Origin of the sequence: Caenimonas soli, assembly GCF_013155545.1 — a bacterium.
Lineage (GTDB): Bacteria > Pseudomonadota > Gammaproteobacteria > Burkholderiales > Burkholderiaceae_C > Ramlibacter > Ramlibacter soli.
Genome location: NZ_JABJVV010000002.1, coordinates 180,549 through 195,100, shown reverse-complemented (window position 1 = coordinate 195,100; position 14,552 = coordinate 180,549). Strand labels below are relative to the sequence as shown.

At 64.9% G+C, this 14,552-nt stretch carries 14 protein-coding genes; 7 read left to right on the top strand and 7 right to left on the bottom strand.

Features of this window, described 5'->3' with window-relative positions:
• The first annotated feature begins 79 nt into the window (after positions 1–79).
• Positions 80–3,187 (top strand): PAS domain S-box protein, encoded by a 3,108-nt coding sequence (locus HNE04_RS04295; protein ID WP_172217090.1) that lies wholly within the window; start codon positions 80–82, stop codon positions 3,185–3,187.
• Complete coding sequence (locus HNE04_RS04290; protein WP_172217088.1) at positions 3,188–3,823, top strand: response regulator transcription factor; 636 nt, start codon at positions 3,188–3,190, stop codon at positions 3,821–3,823. It begins immediately after the preceding gene.
• Here HNE04_RS04290 and HNE04_RS04285 read toward each other — a convergent pair.
• The 3 genes from HNE04_RS04285 to HNE04_RS04275 are packed head-to-tail and all read right to left on the bottom strand — an operon-like array spanning position 3,788 to position 5,246.
• Positions 3,788–4,210 carry a response regulator gene (locus HNE04_RS04285; protein WP_172217086.1) on the bottom strand — a complete coding sequence of 141 codons (423 nt, stop codon included), beginning with the start codon at positions 4,208–4,210 and terminating at the stop codon, positions 3,788–3,790. The genes HNE04_RS04290 and HNE04_RS04285 overlap by 36 nt on opposite strands.
• Positions 4,203–4,862, bottom strand: a complete 660-nt coding sequence (locus HNE04_RS04280; RefSeq protein ID WP_172217084.1) for a hypothetical protein — start codon at positions 4,860–4,862, stop codon at positions 4,203–4,205. Before HNE04_RS04280 ends, HNE04_RS04285 begins: the two co-directional genes overlap by 8 nt.
• The gene (locus HNE04_RS04275) at positions 4,863–5,246 is read right to left on the bottom strand and encodes a response regulator transcription factor (protein WP_172217082.1); all 384 of its coding nucleotides are present in this window, start codon (positions 5,244–5,246) and stop codon (positions 4,863–4,865) included. It lies immediately after the preceding gene.
• Positions 5,247–5,512: 266 nt separating this feature from the next.
• Between HNE04_RS04275 and HNE04_RS04270 the strand changes: the two genes are divergently transcribed.
• The 3 genes from HNE04_RS04270 to HNE04_RS04260 all read left to right on the top strand — a co-directional run bounded on the left by HNE04_RS04270 (position 5,513) and on the right by HNE04_RS04260 (position 7,031).
• Positions 5,513–5,947: a hypothetical protein gene (locus HNE04_RS04270; RefSeq protein ID WP_172217080.1), complete on the top strand. Its 435-nt coding sequence runs from the start codon at positions 5,513–5,515 to the stop codon at positions 5,945–5,947.
• 137 nt (positions 5,948–6,084) lie between these two features.
• On the top strand, positions 6,085–6,537 hold the full coding sequence (locus HNE04_RS04265; protein WP_172217078.1) for a DoxX family protein: 453 nt from the start codon (positions 6,085–6,087) through the stop codon (positions 6,535–6,537).
• 20 nt (positions 6,538–6,557) lie between these two features.
• Positions 6,558–7,031: a hypothetical protein gene (locus HNE04_RS04260; protein ID WP_172217076.1), complete on the top strand. Its 474-nt coding sequence runs from the start codon at positions 6,558–6,560 to the stop codon at positions 7,029–7,031.
• Positions 7,032–7,049: 18 nt separating this feature from the next.
• Here HNE04_RS04260 and HNE04_RS04255 read toward each other — a convergent pair whose 3' ends face one another.
• Positions 7,050–7,994, bottom strand: a complete 945-nt coding sequence (locus HNE04_RS04255; RefSeq protein WP_172217074.1) for a sulfurtransferase — start codon at positions 7,992–7,994, stop codon at positions 7,050–7,052.
• Between the two features lie 215 nt (positions 7,995–8,209).
• Between HNE04_RS04255 and HNE04_RS04250 the strand changes: the two genes are divergently transcribed.
• A complete protein-coding gene (locus HNE04_RS04250) occupies positions 8,210–10,441 on the top strand; it encodes a cellulose biosynthesis cyclic di-GMP-binding regulatory protein BcsB (RefSeq protein ID WP_172217072.1) in 2,232 nt (743 codons plus the stop codon).
• A gap of 4 nt (positions 10,442–10,445) precedes the next feature.
• On the opposite strand, the gene HNE04_RS04245 is transcribed toward HNE04_RS04250, so the two are convergent.
• The gene (locus HNE04_RS04245) at positions 10,446–10,841 is read right to left on the bottom strand and encodes a response regulator (protein ID WP_172217070.1); all 396 of its coding nucleotides are present in this window, start codon (positions 10,839–10,841) and stop codon (positions 10,446–10,448) included.
• 139 nt (positions 10,842–10,980) lie between these two features.
• Between HNE04_RS04245 and HNE04_RS04240 the strand changes: the two genes are divergently transcribed.
• Positions 10,981–13,452, top strand: coding sequence for a sensor domain-containing protein (locus HNE04_RS04240; protein ID WP_235964773.1), 2,472 nt, complete (start codon positions 10,981–10,983; stop codon positions 13,450–13,452).
• Between the two features lie 5 nt (positions 13,453–13,457).
• Here the strand turns inward: HNE04_RS04240 and HNE04_RS04235 are convergent, their stop codons facing one another.
• Positions 13,458–14,171, bottom strand: coding sequence for a hypothetical protein (locus HNE04_RS04235; protein ID WP_172217068.1), 714 nt, complete (start codon positions 14,169–14,171; stop codon positions 13,458–13,460).
• Positions 14,172–14,188: 17 nt separating this feature from the next.
• On the bottom strand, positions 14,189–14,485 hold the full coding sequence (locus HNE04_RS04230) for a hypothetical protein (RefSeq protein ID WP_172217066.1): 297 nt from the start codon (positions 14,483–14,485) through the stop codon (positions 14,189–14,191).
• Between the last annotated feature and the right edge of the window lie 67 nt (positions 14,486–14,552).

Sequence of the window (14,552 nt, the reverse complement as noted above, 5' to 3'; positions counted from 1 at the left end):
GGCCGGCTTTCCGCAGAGCGGTTGGAGGCCAGGCGTGGCTACAAGAGACAAGCTGGAAGCGCTGCCGTACGCGACGGCCTTGCTCGAGCTCGCGCACGACGGCATCTTCGTGCGCGGGATGGACGGCGTGGTGGCCTACTGGAACCGGGGCGCCGAAGCGTTGTACGGATGGACGGCGGCCGAAGCAGTCGGCCAGACGACCCACCATCTCCTGCAGACGGTCTTCCCGGCCCCCATCGAGCGGATCAATGAGGCGTTGCTGGGCACCGGCCGCTGGGAGGGCGAACTGCAGCACATCCGAAAGGATGGGACGCCGGTCGTCGTGGCGAGCCGCTGGGTCCTGCAGCGTGACGAGCACGGCGAGCCCGTCGCGGTGCTGCAGACGAGTGACCGCATCACCGAGCGCAAGCGCGCCGAGAAGGCGCTGCGCGAGAGCGAGGAGCGTTTTCGCACCCTTGTGCAGTTCTCGTTCGACGTGTATTGGGAAACCGATGCTCAGCATCGCTTCGTGCGGCAGGAATTCGACCGGACCGTGACGGCGGACTGGCCCGCCCCGGGCGCCGAGCTCGGCAAGACGCGATGGGAGGTGCCGTATCTGGAGCCCGACGAAGAGGCTTGGCGCAGGCACCGCGAGACACTCGACGCCCACCTGCCGTTCCGTGATTTCGAGCTCGCGCGCCCGACTCCCGACGGCGGCAAGCGCTATGTTTCGGTTTCCGGCTTGCCCGTGTTCGACGACATGGGCACCTTCGTCGGCTATCGGGGCGTTGGCCGGAGCATCACCGAACGCAAGCGCGCGGAAGAGACGCTGCGTCAGCGCGAGAAGGAACTGCGCGACATCATCGAGACCATGCCGGCCATGGCGTTCGTGACCGATGCCAGCGGCCAAAACGCGATGGGGAACCGGCGCTGGCACGAATACACCGGACTCGGCCCTGATGCCGCCAATTCGAAGGCCGCGGTTCATCCCGAGGACGCTTCGCGCTACAAGGCAGCACGCAATCACAGCATCGCCACCGGCGAGCCTTTCGAGCAAGAGGTGCGGCTGCGTCGCTTCGACGGCGAGTACCGCTGGTTCCTCGGCCGCGCCGTGCCGCTGCGGGGCGACGGGGGAAAGGTCCTGAAGTGGTACGGCGTGCACACCGACATCCACGACCGCAAGGTGGCGGAGGAAGAGCGCGCCGGCCACCTCTGGTTCCTGGAAAGCATGGACCGGATCAACCGCGCCATGCACGGCACCAATGACATTGAACGAATGATGAGCGACGTGCTTGACGCTGTGCTGGAGGTTTTCGCTTGCGACCGCGCCTGGCTTGTCTACCCGTGCGACCCCGATGCGCCGTTCTGGCGCGCGGTGATGGAACATACGCGTCCGCAGTTCCCCGGCGCGTTCGCCCTGGGAGCCGACGTGCCGCTCACCCCGGATGTCGCGGAGGTGTTCCGCACGGCTCGCGCGGCCGATGGCGCCGTGTTGTTCGGTCCGGGCCACGAGCTGCAGGTGCCCGGCCCGATCGCCGAGCGCTTCGCCACTCGCTCTCAGATGGCCGTGGCCGTACGACCCAAGGTCGACCGCGTCTACCTCTTCGGCCTGCACCAGTGCTCACATGCGCGGGTGTGGAGCGAGCAGGAAAAACGTCTGTTCGAGGAGATCGGCCGCCGTCTGGACGACGCGCTCACCAGCCTGCTCATTTTTCGCAGCTTGCGCGAAAGCGAACGCAAGCTTGAAGAGGCTCAGCGCATCGGGCACATGGGCTACATGGAATACGATCTGGGCAACCAGTGCCTGACGCTCTCGGAGGAAGCTTGTCGCATCTACGGCATCGCGCAGCAAGAACTCTCTTCATCCCGGGGTCGGGCCCTGGAACTCGCGCACCCGGAGGACCGGGCAAGGCTGGTCGAGACCATCGTGGCTGCCGGCAAGGGCAACGGGCGATTCGACCTGGAATTCCGGGCCGTTCGGCCGAACGGCGAGGTGCGAATCGTGCATAGCCGGGGCGAGGCGACGCGCGGCGTGCCGCGGGAGAAGCTGCGCGCTTTCGGTACGCTCCAGGACATCACGGAGCTGCGGCATGCTCAAGAGGAGCTGAGCGCGAGCGAGCAGCTGACCCGGCACATCTTCGAGAGTGCGCCGGACGCCATGGCGGTCATCGGCCGGGATTACCGCTATCAACGCCTCAACCCGGTCTATGAACGCAACTGGAAGATGCCGGCCGATCGAATCGCGGGCCTGCATGTGAGCGATCTCCATGGCGGCGAGGTCTACGAGAAGATTCTCAAGCCCAGGATGGATCGCTGTTTCGCGGGTGAGCAGGTGTCGTTCGCCGAATGGTTCGTGAACGCGAGCGGCCGGTACTATTACTCGGTGATCTACGCGCCCCTGCGATTGGGCTCCGAGCGGGTGGAGGCCGCACTCGCCATCACGCGCGACCTCACCGATCACAAGCTCGCCTCCGAGGCGTTGCGCGACGCGGAGGCGGCGCTCGCGCGCGTCAACCGCGTGACGACGCTCGGGGTGCTCGCCGCCTCCATCGCGCACGAGGTGAACCAGCCGCTTGGCGCCATCAGCGCGAGCGCTGCCGCCTGCACGCGCTGGATGGCGGCCCAACCGCCCGAGATGGAGAAGGCGCGATCCGCGCTCCAGCGCATCGTCACGGACGTCAGGCGGGCGAGCCAGGTCGTCGACCGTATCCGCGCACTCGTCAATCGCCAGGCGCCGCGCAGGGATTTCGTGGACGTCAACGAAGCGATTCTCGAAGTGATCGCATTGACGCGCGATGAAGTGCGCCGAAATGCCATCACGCTGAACACGTCGCTCGCGCCCGACGTGCCGCTCATCGAGGGCGATCGGGTTCAGCTCCAGCAGGTGGTCCTGAACCTCCTCGTCAATGCCATCGAAGCGATGAAAGGCAGCGGCGCTCGGACGCGTGAGCTCGCGATTGGTTCCGCCCGGGAGGGCGCGAACACGGTGACTGTGGAAGTGCGAGACTCGGGGCCTGGCGTCGATCCCGGCCACGTGGATCGGCTCTTCGAGGCCTTCTACACCACCAAGGAGGAGGGTATCGGGATGGGATTGTCGATCAGCCGCTCGATCATCGAGGCCCACGGCGGGCGGCTGTGGGTGACGCCCAACGTGCCGTGCGGCGCCGTCTTCCGGTTTTCGCTGCCGGCCCTGCAGCCGGTTTTGTAAATGGCCGAGGAGCGTCCCATCGTTTTCGTTGTCGACGACGATCCGTCGATGCGCGAAGCCGTGCAGGATCTCATTGCCTCCGTCGGGCTGGAGGCTCGCGGGTTCGCATCATCTCGGGAATTTTTCGAGGCGGCCCGTCCTGACGCCCCCGCCTGTCTCGTACTCGACGTCAGATTGCCGGGGTCGAGCGGCCTCAACTTCCAGCAGGAGCTTGTACAAGCGGGCGTCCTTATTCCCGTGATCTTCATCACCGGTCACGGCGACATCCCCATGTCGGTGCGCGCGATCAAGGCCGGGGCCGTCGAGTTCCTCACCAAGCCTTTTCGCGACCAGGAGCTGCTCGATGCGATCAACATCGGCATCGAGCGCAACCGTGCGCAACGCCGGGAGGGCGCCGTCCTGGATGACCTGCGGCAACGCTTCGCCGCGCTCACGCCGCGCGAGCGCGAGATCATGGCGCTCGTGATCCTCGGGCGGATGAACAAGCAGATCGCCGGCGATCTCGGCGTGAGCGAGGTGACCGTCAAGGTCCACCGTGGACAGATCATGCGCAAGATGCGAGCGAAGTCCCTGCCCGAACTCGTGCGGATGGGCGACGTCCTACGGCTCGCCACCGTGACTCCGCCGCCGACCTGAATCGGCCTCACGGGCCAGCCCCAGTGCCGCCTCCAGGACATCGAGCTGGACCGGCTTCCTCAGGTGCGCAGAGAAGCCCAGGTCGGCTGTGCGCCGCCGCGTCTCGGCATCGTCCCAGGCCGAGTAGGCGATCAGCAGGGGCGCAGGCCTGAGCCGGCCGAGGACGGCAGCCGCCTGGAAGCCGTCCATGATGGGCATGCCCAGGTCGAGCACCACTGCGTCGTAACGCACCCGGGTTGCCGCCCGGACGGCATCCAGGCCGTTATGGGCCGTGCTGGTCTGGTGTCCCTTGAGCTGGAGCAGGGCCGACAAACTGAAGGCGGCGTCGTGGTTGTCGTCGACCACCAGGATACGCAGATCTCTTCGGTTCCGGTCGTCTTCATGCATGGTGGGCTCCTTGGGTACGCCAATCCAGCCAGCACTGAGCGGCGAGTACGCTCTTCGTGTGAAGCGCGCGCAGTCTTGCGTAGAGCTGCTCCAGCAGCTGGATCGTGCGAAGTTCCGGAAACCATGAAAGCAGTGTCTGAAGCTCGATCAACACGCCTTCCCAATCGAGAGGCTGCTTCGTGCGGTGCTGCATCAGGAGGACGCGGCAATGCTCAAGCACTTGCCAGGCCGATCCACCATGATGCAGCGCCAGCATCTCGCTGACGTCGTATTTCCAGCGCACTCGCTCGATGGCCTGGTCGCACGACAGAAAGCCGGAGTCTGCGAACGCTTTCGCGAACTGCTCATCCAACTCCGGCATCCGGATCAGGGACCGCAGTACTCCGCTTGTCGACAGGATGCCCGGCGAGACAAGCTGAATCCGCTTGAGAAGTTGCGGAACCGCCCACGCCATCTCCGGTGCGATCGGCAGGATGGCTGCCGAAGCTGCAATATTTGCGCGTGCGGTCCGCAGCTCTTCGGGGTGACGCAGTTCCCTTGCCAGGAGCGCTTCGAGTCGACTGGCTCCGTCCAGCCGTTCACCGTGCAAAGCCGCCGTTCCCATTCGCGAGAATTCCTGCCGCAGATAGGCTTCATGCAAGAAAACAGGCATTCAAACGCTCCTTTGGCCCGGCCGCACGGCGGAGCTGATGCAGCCGAGCAGTTCGTCGTCGGTAAACGGCTTCGTGAGGTAGGCAACCACGCCCGCCTGGAGAGCGCGGGCACGGACGAGCTCGTCGGGGTAGGCCGTGATGAGGATGGTGGAAATGGGATTGCCCGATGCGAGGAGGTGCTCATGCAGCGCCAGCCCGCTCATACCGGGCATGCGCATGTCGGCAATTGCGCATGAGACGCTTGGCAGCAGTCCCGAGCTCAGAAAGTCTTCCGCAGACGCGAACGCCGCGGCATTCAATCCTGCAGACTCGAGCAGGTCCTTCGTGGTCACGCGAATGGATTCGTCATCGTCCACGATCGCGACGAGCGGTTTTGTCGGCATCTGTGATCTCCATCGTTCCAAGTGAGACTACGCGCAAGGGGGCGGAGCGGCCATTGCACATGCGTACCTTCCGCCTGCACGGATGGATGGCGGGGGTAGCCGGGGAGATGAGCGGGCTACGACTTTGGTATAGGCGCTTGGACGGATGAGATCAGGTGTCTTGGCGCCCAATCACATCATCACGGGAAGTTCGGCAGTCAGGATTCGGCGATCGTTGACCGCGGTGACGCCTTCTTGTCTATGCCCCCCAGCGAAGACCTGGATTGATGATCGATCTGTTGATCGAGGAGAAGCTCATCCTCGTGACTACTGATAGAACACTTCAGGTTCCGACGCCGGCGGAATACATCTACGTTGACTGGGGGCCGGAGTTTGCGGAACAGCACGCCATCGCGTTCCCGGAGTTGTCGGCTGGAGGCGTCTTTGCAAACCTTGGCCCTCTGGCGCGTGACTATCTGCTTGCGGCGGGCGGCGCCGGCTACTTCAGGAAGCAGGTGGTTGGCACACACCTGGCCGCCGGGCGCCTCTTCAAAATCCCTGGGGCGCCCGAGTTCCCTTACCCGGCGTATGCCGTCTATGCCCAGCATGCAGACATGCAAGTCCTCGCGCCTGCGATTGCCGGCCTCAAGTACGCGGCGAGGGCACATCGCAAGCAGAGGGTCACTTCATCGAGGAAAAGGAAGACTGGCACGAGCCCTTGACTTCAATTGTTTCTATTAGGAAGACAATTAATCTCAAAGCAGGTGGTTTATCTCTTGATTCGGGACATTTAAAGTGCAGTTGTGGCGGCGGAAAAGCCTCCGCAACATCCATCCCACATCGAATCAAGGAGACTCAAATGACACGTTCTTTCATTCCACGCCTGCTGGCACCCGGCTCCAGCTGGGGGCCGCTGGCCCTTCGCATTCCGGTGGGCCTGATCTTTGCGGCACACGGGGCCCAGAAGTTGTTCGGCTGGTTCGGCGGCTACGGTCTCGAAGGCACGGGCCAGTGGATGGGATCCATCGGTCTCGCACCCGGCTACCTGATGGCCCTGCTCGCTGGCAGTGCCGAATTCTTCGGCGGCGTGGCATTGGTGTTGGGCCTGCTGGTGCGCCCGGCCGCCGCCGCACTGGCCTTTGCCATGCTGGTGGCGATCTTCGCCGTTCACATCGACAAGGGCCTGTTCGTCGCCAACAATGGCTACGAGTTCGGACTGGCGCTGTTGGCGGTGGCTGTGTCGCTGGTCGTCAGCGGCGCGGGCCGTGCATCGCTGGACGCCGCGCTGGTGTCAAGGAGCGGCCAGCGCTAACGCAGAACTAGGGTACTGATATGACCGAGATCACGCGTATTTCGATTGGTGATCTGCAAACGCGGGTCTGCGTCGACGCTGGGTTTTCGTCCGCAGTCGACTTGCAACTCGGCATTGGACTGATGCAACTTGGCCGTGGACCCTTCCGGCGTGAGCCGCCGTCGGAGCTGGAACTGGAATCCGCGATCGCTTTCGTCGAAGAGGCCGTGATGCCGCTGGCCAAGGTGCTGCCGCCGTCGACGAAACTGGTCAGCTCGGACGCGATCGCATCAAGGCTGCTCGCGCTTGCGCAGCCCGCTGGACAGGACACGGGTGTGCTGACGCTGCAACAGGTCGAGCACATATTCGGCGAGCTGGCGGCGGTTTCGCTGGGCCGACCGTCCTCGTCGAGCGGCGTCCCAACGGACGGGCCATTCGTTTCCTACGTTCTTATCCTTCGCGAGTTCATGCACCACCTGGCTTTCGACGACATCGGCATCACACGCGCGCCTTAGCTGAGGCCGCGCGCTGCCTTACGTCGAAGTGACGTAAGTCCTTTTTTCATTCTCCGGATCGCTGCTCCATTCGCACCAGCCGCCGTCATACACGCTGATCTGCTCCCAGTTCATCAACCACGCATAGAAGAAGGCGAGGGAGGCGCGCCACCCCGTGCCGCAGTAGAACGTCGTCCGCTGCCCTGAGTGGATGCCCGCGTTTCCCCAGAACTCCTGGATCTCGGCGGGCGGCTTCATGGTGCCGTCCGGGTGATGGAAATCGTCCATGCTGTTGACATCGCCGTCGAGGCCGGCGCGCCCCCAGCGTGCTCCCGGGATATCGCCTTTTGCTGCGATGTAGCTGTAGCCGGAGGTCTTGCCGATGAATTCATTCCAGGTGCGGATGCTGACCAGAACGCCATCTTTCCGAAGCATGAGTTCACGCACCTGATGCATGTCCATCAGGTATTCCGGATGGGCGGGAAAGTGGGCGCCAAATTCGCTCGCCGTCGCAGGTGGATGCGGCGTTCCCGGCAAGACGGGACAAGCAGCGGCCTGCCAGGCCTGAAAACCGCCGTCGAGCAGGCGCACGTCTTCCACCCCGGCATACAACAGCAGATGCGCGGCCCGTGCCGCCGACAGCATATTGCGGCCATACAGCAGCACCGTGGTGTCGTGACGGATGCCGTTGTCCAGGAGCACCTGCAACAGCGCCTGGTCCGGAACCTTGTTCCACAGCGGACCGCTCTCCAACTGTTGGGTATCCAGATAGCCGGCGCCGGGGATATGGCTTTGCTTAAAAAGCTCCGCGCCATCGCACCCGACTTCGAACAGGCGCCACTGGCCCGGCGGGGCGGCAATGACAGGCTGCCCGGCAATCAGGGCGGCCAGCCAACCGGGCGTCACCAGTTGCTGCCATCGGGGAAGGTGCCGTGGCAACAGGTGGCCGGGTTGACGGCGGCCATTGATGTTGAGCGCGGCCATGGTGGTGGGTTCGGTTCTCGGTGGAGAGGGCGAGTTTAGCTGGCCTTTTCTCTTACATCCCGACGTTTTCGTAGGCACCCTCCTACGCGCTGACGGCGACTTTGCTGTCGGGTCAACCCGGTTACAAAATCTAAATTCAACAACGGGTTTGATACACACAAGCTGAGCCAGGGGCGCCAAGCTCCACGCAGTGCCTCAGCAGCAAGGGGATTCAATTGAAGCTACTTCGCTCGGTCCTACTGGTCACTGCTTTACTGCCGGGCATGGCCTTCGCCCAATCCGCAGGCGCCATGCCCCCCGCCGCCGCAGCTTCGGCTGCCTCACCTGCCGAAGTGTTCCGTCGCATGAGCAGCGATACCTGGGTTTCGCGCGTGGTCACCCTGGCGGACATCGGCATCACCAACCCCCTGGTGCTGGGCTATCCCGAAGCCACGCGCGAGATCGTGCTGCCCGTGCCGCCCGGCGTGCCCTTCGCCAACGGCACGCTGCAGATGGACGCCAGCTTCGTGCGAGCCGATGGAGGCCGTACCACCTTGATCCTGTCGATCGACGGTTTCCCGGTGTCGGCGCGGCCCGTGGCCGCCGAGCGCGGCGACGGCAGCCTGACGCTGGCCGTCGACGGCGCGCCGCGGTCTAGCGGGCTCGTGCGGTTCAACCTGGACTGGCGCACCGCCATCGGCCGCGAGAACACCTGCTCCGACACCCGCACGCCCGGCAACTTGTTGCGGATCGAGCCGACCACACGCTTTACCTATCGGTATGACAGCTCGGCCGTAGCCGATCTGCCGGCGGCCTGGGGCTCGCTGCCGCCGTCGCCGATGATCCTGATCGCCGGAAGCAAGCTCTCGACCGACGCGTACGACTCGGCCTGGCGCCTGGGTGTGGCGCTGGAGCGCGCCGGCAAGCGGCCGCGCATCGTCGCCCTGCCAGCCGTGGGCGACACGGTGGACTTGCACGCGGTGGTGGTGCCCACGGGGCTGCGCAAGGTGCCGGCATTCGCCGCCCTGGCGGAAGGCGGCAAGCGCCGCCTCAAGGACCTGGCGGAGGTCGGCGCGCTGATGGCATTGGGGCAGGGCGGGCTATTGCAGCCCGATATCGTCGTGGCCGATCGCGCCACCGGCAGCGTGCTCGCGCAGGCGCTGGACGAACTGCGCGCCCAGCTTCCGCCCGAATCGCTCGATGCATTTGCGGAATGGCGGGGCAAGGCCCTGGACGGCTGGGGCAGGCAACTGGCCACGGGCCAGGTCAGGCTGGGCAACGTGTTCGGGCGCGCGGCTATCGTGGTCGCGCCCGACGCAGGCGCGCAGGCGGCGGGGCTTTTCACGCAGTCGTGGCATCAGGCCACCGGGACGCCGTCGCTGACGTTGAACGCGGCGGACGATCCCAAGGTCGATTTCACGGCGGTGTCGCTCAAGTACCTGGGCGCCAAGCCCGCCACGCTGGACGTGCTTTCGCGCGCCGACTGGAATGCCGGCTTCGACATCACGGCCGTCACGGGCGAAGGCCGCGGCCCCGCCTCGCTCGTGATCGACGTCGCTGCTGCGCCCGGCGCGGCGCGCACACCACCCGTCGTCTCGGTATTCCTGAACGACGTGCTGCTGGGAGCGCGCGAGATGGAAGCGCACGGCCGGCGCGAACGCATCGTGGCACCCATCCCGCGCCATGTCCTGAGCACCCGCAACAACATCCGCGTTTCCTTCGTGCGGCAACAGGCGAGCGACCGCTGCCGCGAAACACCCGAGTCGTATCCGGTCTCCGTGCTGGCCACCAGCCATATGCTGTTGGACAAGCGGGAGCCGGGTCCCGATTTCAGCGGCCTGATTTCCCGTTACTCCGATGGCGTCAACCTGCTGGTGCCGATCGCGTATCTGTATGACTCGCAGAACAGCTTGCCGCGCGTGATCAGCCTGGCGGCGAGCACCGGCGTATCGCCTTCACGGGCCCGCTTCGTCGCGGTGGCAGACGTGGGGCCGCCGAAGCTCAAAGGCCCCTTCCTGGCCATCGACGTGGAGCTCAAGGATGCGGACAAGAGCGAGGTCAAGCTGGAAGGCGGCCGCCTGTATCTGGCGGATGGAAACGACCGGCCGCTGTTGGACGTCAATGGGCTGGGCCGCGCGGGCCTGCTGGAGGTCACGCAGGTGGGCCGCGACACCGGCGCCATCTACCGCACGCTGAGCCGCGAGGCGCCGCCCATGGGGATGCCCTTGCAGCTGTCGGCAGGCAACGTGGCGGTGATAGGCATGAGCGGGCTGCGCGCGGAAATCAACACGACGGATCCGTCGGGGCAGGACATGGTTCGCGAAACCATACCGGCGCCCAAGGCGCGCGGGCATCTGTGGTTGCCGGCTTTGCTGTTGATCGCTGCCGGGGCGGCGCTGCTGGCCTACGCCTTCCGCATGTACCAGCGCAAGGCCAGCAAGGCTGGCAATGGCAAATCGGGCGGCTGAGCGGTCAGGCCGCTTGGGCCTGCGCAATGCGGAAGCACTGGTGCGCGCAATAATCCACCAGCGCATCGATCTCCGTGGACTTGTCGAAGACGGCGTCGACACCCAGCTGTGCGCAACGTTTGCGCACGCTGGCGTTGATGTAATTGCTGAACACCACGATCTTCTGGCTAGCCCGGCGCCGCTTGATGCATTGTGCGAGATGGATGCCGCTGCCTTGCTTGAGAAACAGATCGACAATCACCAAATCCCATTTCTCGATGTTCTGTTCGAGCCACGACAACGCGTCTTTCTCGGTCGAGCTGACGCCCGCGACGTGCACGCATGTGAGCTCTTCCAGAGTCCCGATGAGATTCTCCCGAATCGTCGCGTTGTCTTCTATGACAAAGGCTTGCAGATGCACAGGAACTTTCGACAAGATTCAATGATGGTCCGCCATCATGCGAGGATGATGCTTGTTGCATCCCCGGACTAGCACGCGAGCCGCGGTAGGACGATGCCTACCTTGATACACAAGCAACCTTGGCGCACCTAAGATACGAATGGACGCAGACCAACCAATGATGACCGCCACGATGGAATCGGACCGGCTGGAACAGCTCCAGACGCTGCTCAAGCTTGTTGAGCGCACGGCGTTCGTGGGTGTGTGGACGCTCGACCTGGAGCAGGACAAGCTCGAGTGGTCCGATCAGCTGGCGGCCATCCACGACGCGCCGGCGGGCTACAGGCCGCCGCGTGAGGACGCGTTTGGTTTCTACGCACCCGAGTGGCGCGACAAGGTGCTGGGCCTGGTTGAAGCCTGCGCGACCGCAGGTGAGCCCTTCGACGAGGAGATGCAGATCGTCACGCTCAAGGGCCGGCGTGCCTGGGTTCGCTCCATTGGCCATGCCGTGCGCAACGAGGCCGGCGACATTGCGCGGGTGGAGGGCGCCGTGCAGGAGATCGCGCCGCACGGCCACCGCCCCGGCACGCTGCTGCGCCACGCCGTGAGCATGGGTGGGGCGATGGGCAGCGGCGAGGCTTTTGCCACCATCGATCGCGAGGGACGGTTCACCTATATCAATGAGAAGGCGGAGCTGCTGCTGGGCAGGCCGGCGCGTGAACTGCTGGGCCGCCCTATCTGGAATTCGTTCCAGAAAACCGTTCGCCTGCGCATGGAGGAGCAGTGCAGGCGCAGCTTCGAGAACGACCAGTTGCTGGAGGCCGAGGCGCTGGACGCCCGCCTGTCCAGCCGTATAGAAGTGCGTGGTTACCCCTTCGGCGCAGGCTTGGCTGTGCACCTGCGCGACGTGACGGCGCGGCATAAATCCGAGGAGCAGCTGAGGCTTCTGGAAAGCAGCATCGCGCGGCTCAACGACATCGTCATCATCACCGAGGCCGGGCCGTTCAACGCGCCCGGGCCGCGCATCGTCTTCGTGAACGAGGCTTTCGAGCGGCGCACCGGTTACAGCCCCGAAGAGGTACTGGGGCGCACGCCCCGGCTGCTGCAGGGACCGGCCACGCAGCGGCGCGAGCTCGACCGGATTCGCGCCGCGATGGAGCAGTGGCAGCCGGCCCGGGTGGACCTGATCAATTACAAGAAGAGCGGCGAAGCCTTCTGGGTCGACCTGGAGGTTTCGCCGGTCTGGAACGAGGCGCGCAAGCTCACCCATTGGGTCGCCGTGGGCCGTGACATCACCGAGCGCAAGACGGCCGAGGAAAAGATCCAGTACCTTGCCTTCTACGATCCTTTGACGAGGCTGCCGAATCGCCAGCTCCTGCTGGACCGGTTGCAGGAAGCGCTGTCCGACCATGACCGGCCGCGCGAGGGCGCGCTGATGTTCATCGATCTGGACAATTTCAAGGTGCTCAACGACACGCTGGGCCACCAGAAGGGCGACCAGCTGCTGCAGCAGGTGGCCGAGCGCCTGCGTTCGTGTGTCGCCCGCGGCGACACCGTGGCGCGCCTGGGCGGCGACGAGTTCGTGATCCTGCTGGAGAACACCGGCCACAAGCCGCTGGAACCCGCGGCCGGCGCGCGCGCCGTGAGCGAGCGCATCCTGGCCAAGCTGGGAGAGCCGTACATCCTCTCGGGCCACCTGCACCACAGCACCTGCAGCATCGGCGTCACCTTGTTCGGACGCGCGCCCTGGTCGGTGAGTGAACTGCTCAAGCAGGCCGACCTGGCCATGTACCAGGCCAAGAACGCCGGCCGCAACACTTTCTGTTTCTTCGATCCCGAGATGCAGGCGGTGGTGACGGCCAACGCCGCGCTGGCCACCGATCTTCGGCAAGCCTGGCGCGAGGGCCAGTTCCTCATCGACTATCAGCCCCAGGTGGGCGCCGACGGCTGCATGACCGGTGTCGAGGCGCTGCTGCGCTGGCGCCACCCGCAGCGCGATATGGTGCCGCCGGCGCATTTCATCCCGACCGCCGAGGAAACCTCGCTGATCGTGCCGATCGGGCGCTGGGTGCTGGAGCAGGCCTGCGCCCAGCTCGCCGAGTGGGCCAAATTCCCGGAGCGCAGCCATCTCAGCATTGCCGTGAACGTGAGCGTGCGCCAGTTCCGCGATGCGGATTTCGTGGACGAGGTGATGACGGCCATTGCCAACTCCGGCATCGCGCCGCACAAGCTCAAGCTCGAACTCACCGAGAGCCTGCTGGCCGATGGCATCGAAGTGACCGTCGCCAAGATGGGTAGCCTGAAGGAGATGGGCGTGACGCTGTCGCTCGACGACTTCGGCATGGGCTACTCGTCGCTGTCCTATCTCAAACGCCTGCCCCTCGATCAGCTGAAGATCGACCGCGAATTCGTGAAAGACATCCTGACCGATGCCAACGACGCCGCCATCGCCCGCACCATCATCGGCCTGGCGCAGAGCCTGGGCCTGGGTGTGATTGCGGAAGGTGTGGAAACGCAGGCACAGCGCGCGTTCCTGGCGCAGCAGGGCTGCTACGAATACCAGGGTTACCTGTTCTGCAAGCCCCTGCCCATCGATGAACTCGAGGCCTTCATGGACGAGCTGGAGAACTGACGCAACTAGATAGGGGCGATCTGCAGCGGGGCGGTAGCGATCGCACGCGGCATGCGTATCACGATCTGGTCATGGCTGCGGACCAGCTCGACCGACTCGGCCAGCGCCAGCGCCTGCACATCCGACCATTCCAGCTGGCGGTAGCTGGCCTCGTAAGGCAGGCCCTCGAATTCATCCTGGCGCGGGCTGATGCGCACCGATATCTCTGCAAAACCGGCGACCACCTCGGCCTTGACGTGCACCTCGCAGGGGCCGGCGGCGGCGTCGGTCAATGTGATCAGCGAGGCGATGAGCAGATTGCGAAGGACCACGCGCGACACCTGGAACGCACTGTCGGGCACTTCCTTGGTGACCACGAAGCCGCGGAAATTGAAGTTGCTGGCCAGCAGGGCCAGGCACTCATCCACGCCGTCGGCCAGGCGCACGCCTTCGTCTTCGCCGGGTTCGATCCAGCTGGCAACCTTCAGGCAGTTGGCCACCGCTTCGCGTGCCAGGCGGTTGAGCTTGGTGATGCTGGTCTGCAGCTCGGCAGGCGCGGGCGTACCGCGCTCGAGCTTGGCATTCAGCACTTCGGCCATCATGGCGATGGCCTGCAGGTTCACGACCATGTCGTGCTTGAGCGCGGCCCCCAGCCGCCGCAAGACGCCGTAGCGGGCAGCTTCAGCCCCGGCGCGTGATCGCCGTCCCGCCGGCACGGCGTCCGAGGTGCGAGTTTCCACGGTGCTCTTCTCAGCGGTCAGTGCCACGGCGAGACCCGTTCCCAGGCCGCCTGGGTGGCCAGACGTGCTTCATTCCAGCTCAGGCGCGAGCGGCCCTTCACACGATCCCAATCCTTGTGGAGTGCGTCCTCCAGCGACTCGAAGCTGCCTTCGCGCCGCAGAGGCCCGGTGTAGCCCACGCGATAGGCCGGGCTGTAGTCGTCATAACTCAGGTCGGGCTTGTAGTAGGGCTCGTCCTTGAAGGCCTCCCGCCAATAGGCTTCTTCCGCTGTCGGGTTGATCACTGCGGGGGGCGCTGCAAATGAGGGGCTCATCGTTTCTCCTGAGGTGGAAAAGATGTTGCACGAATTGCGCGACGGCGGCCGTAGGACCATGCGTATG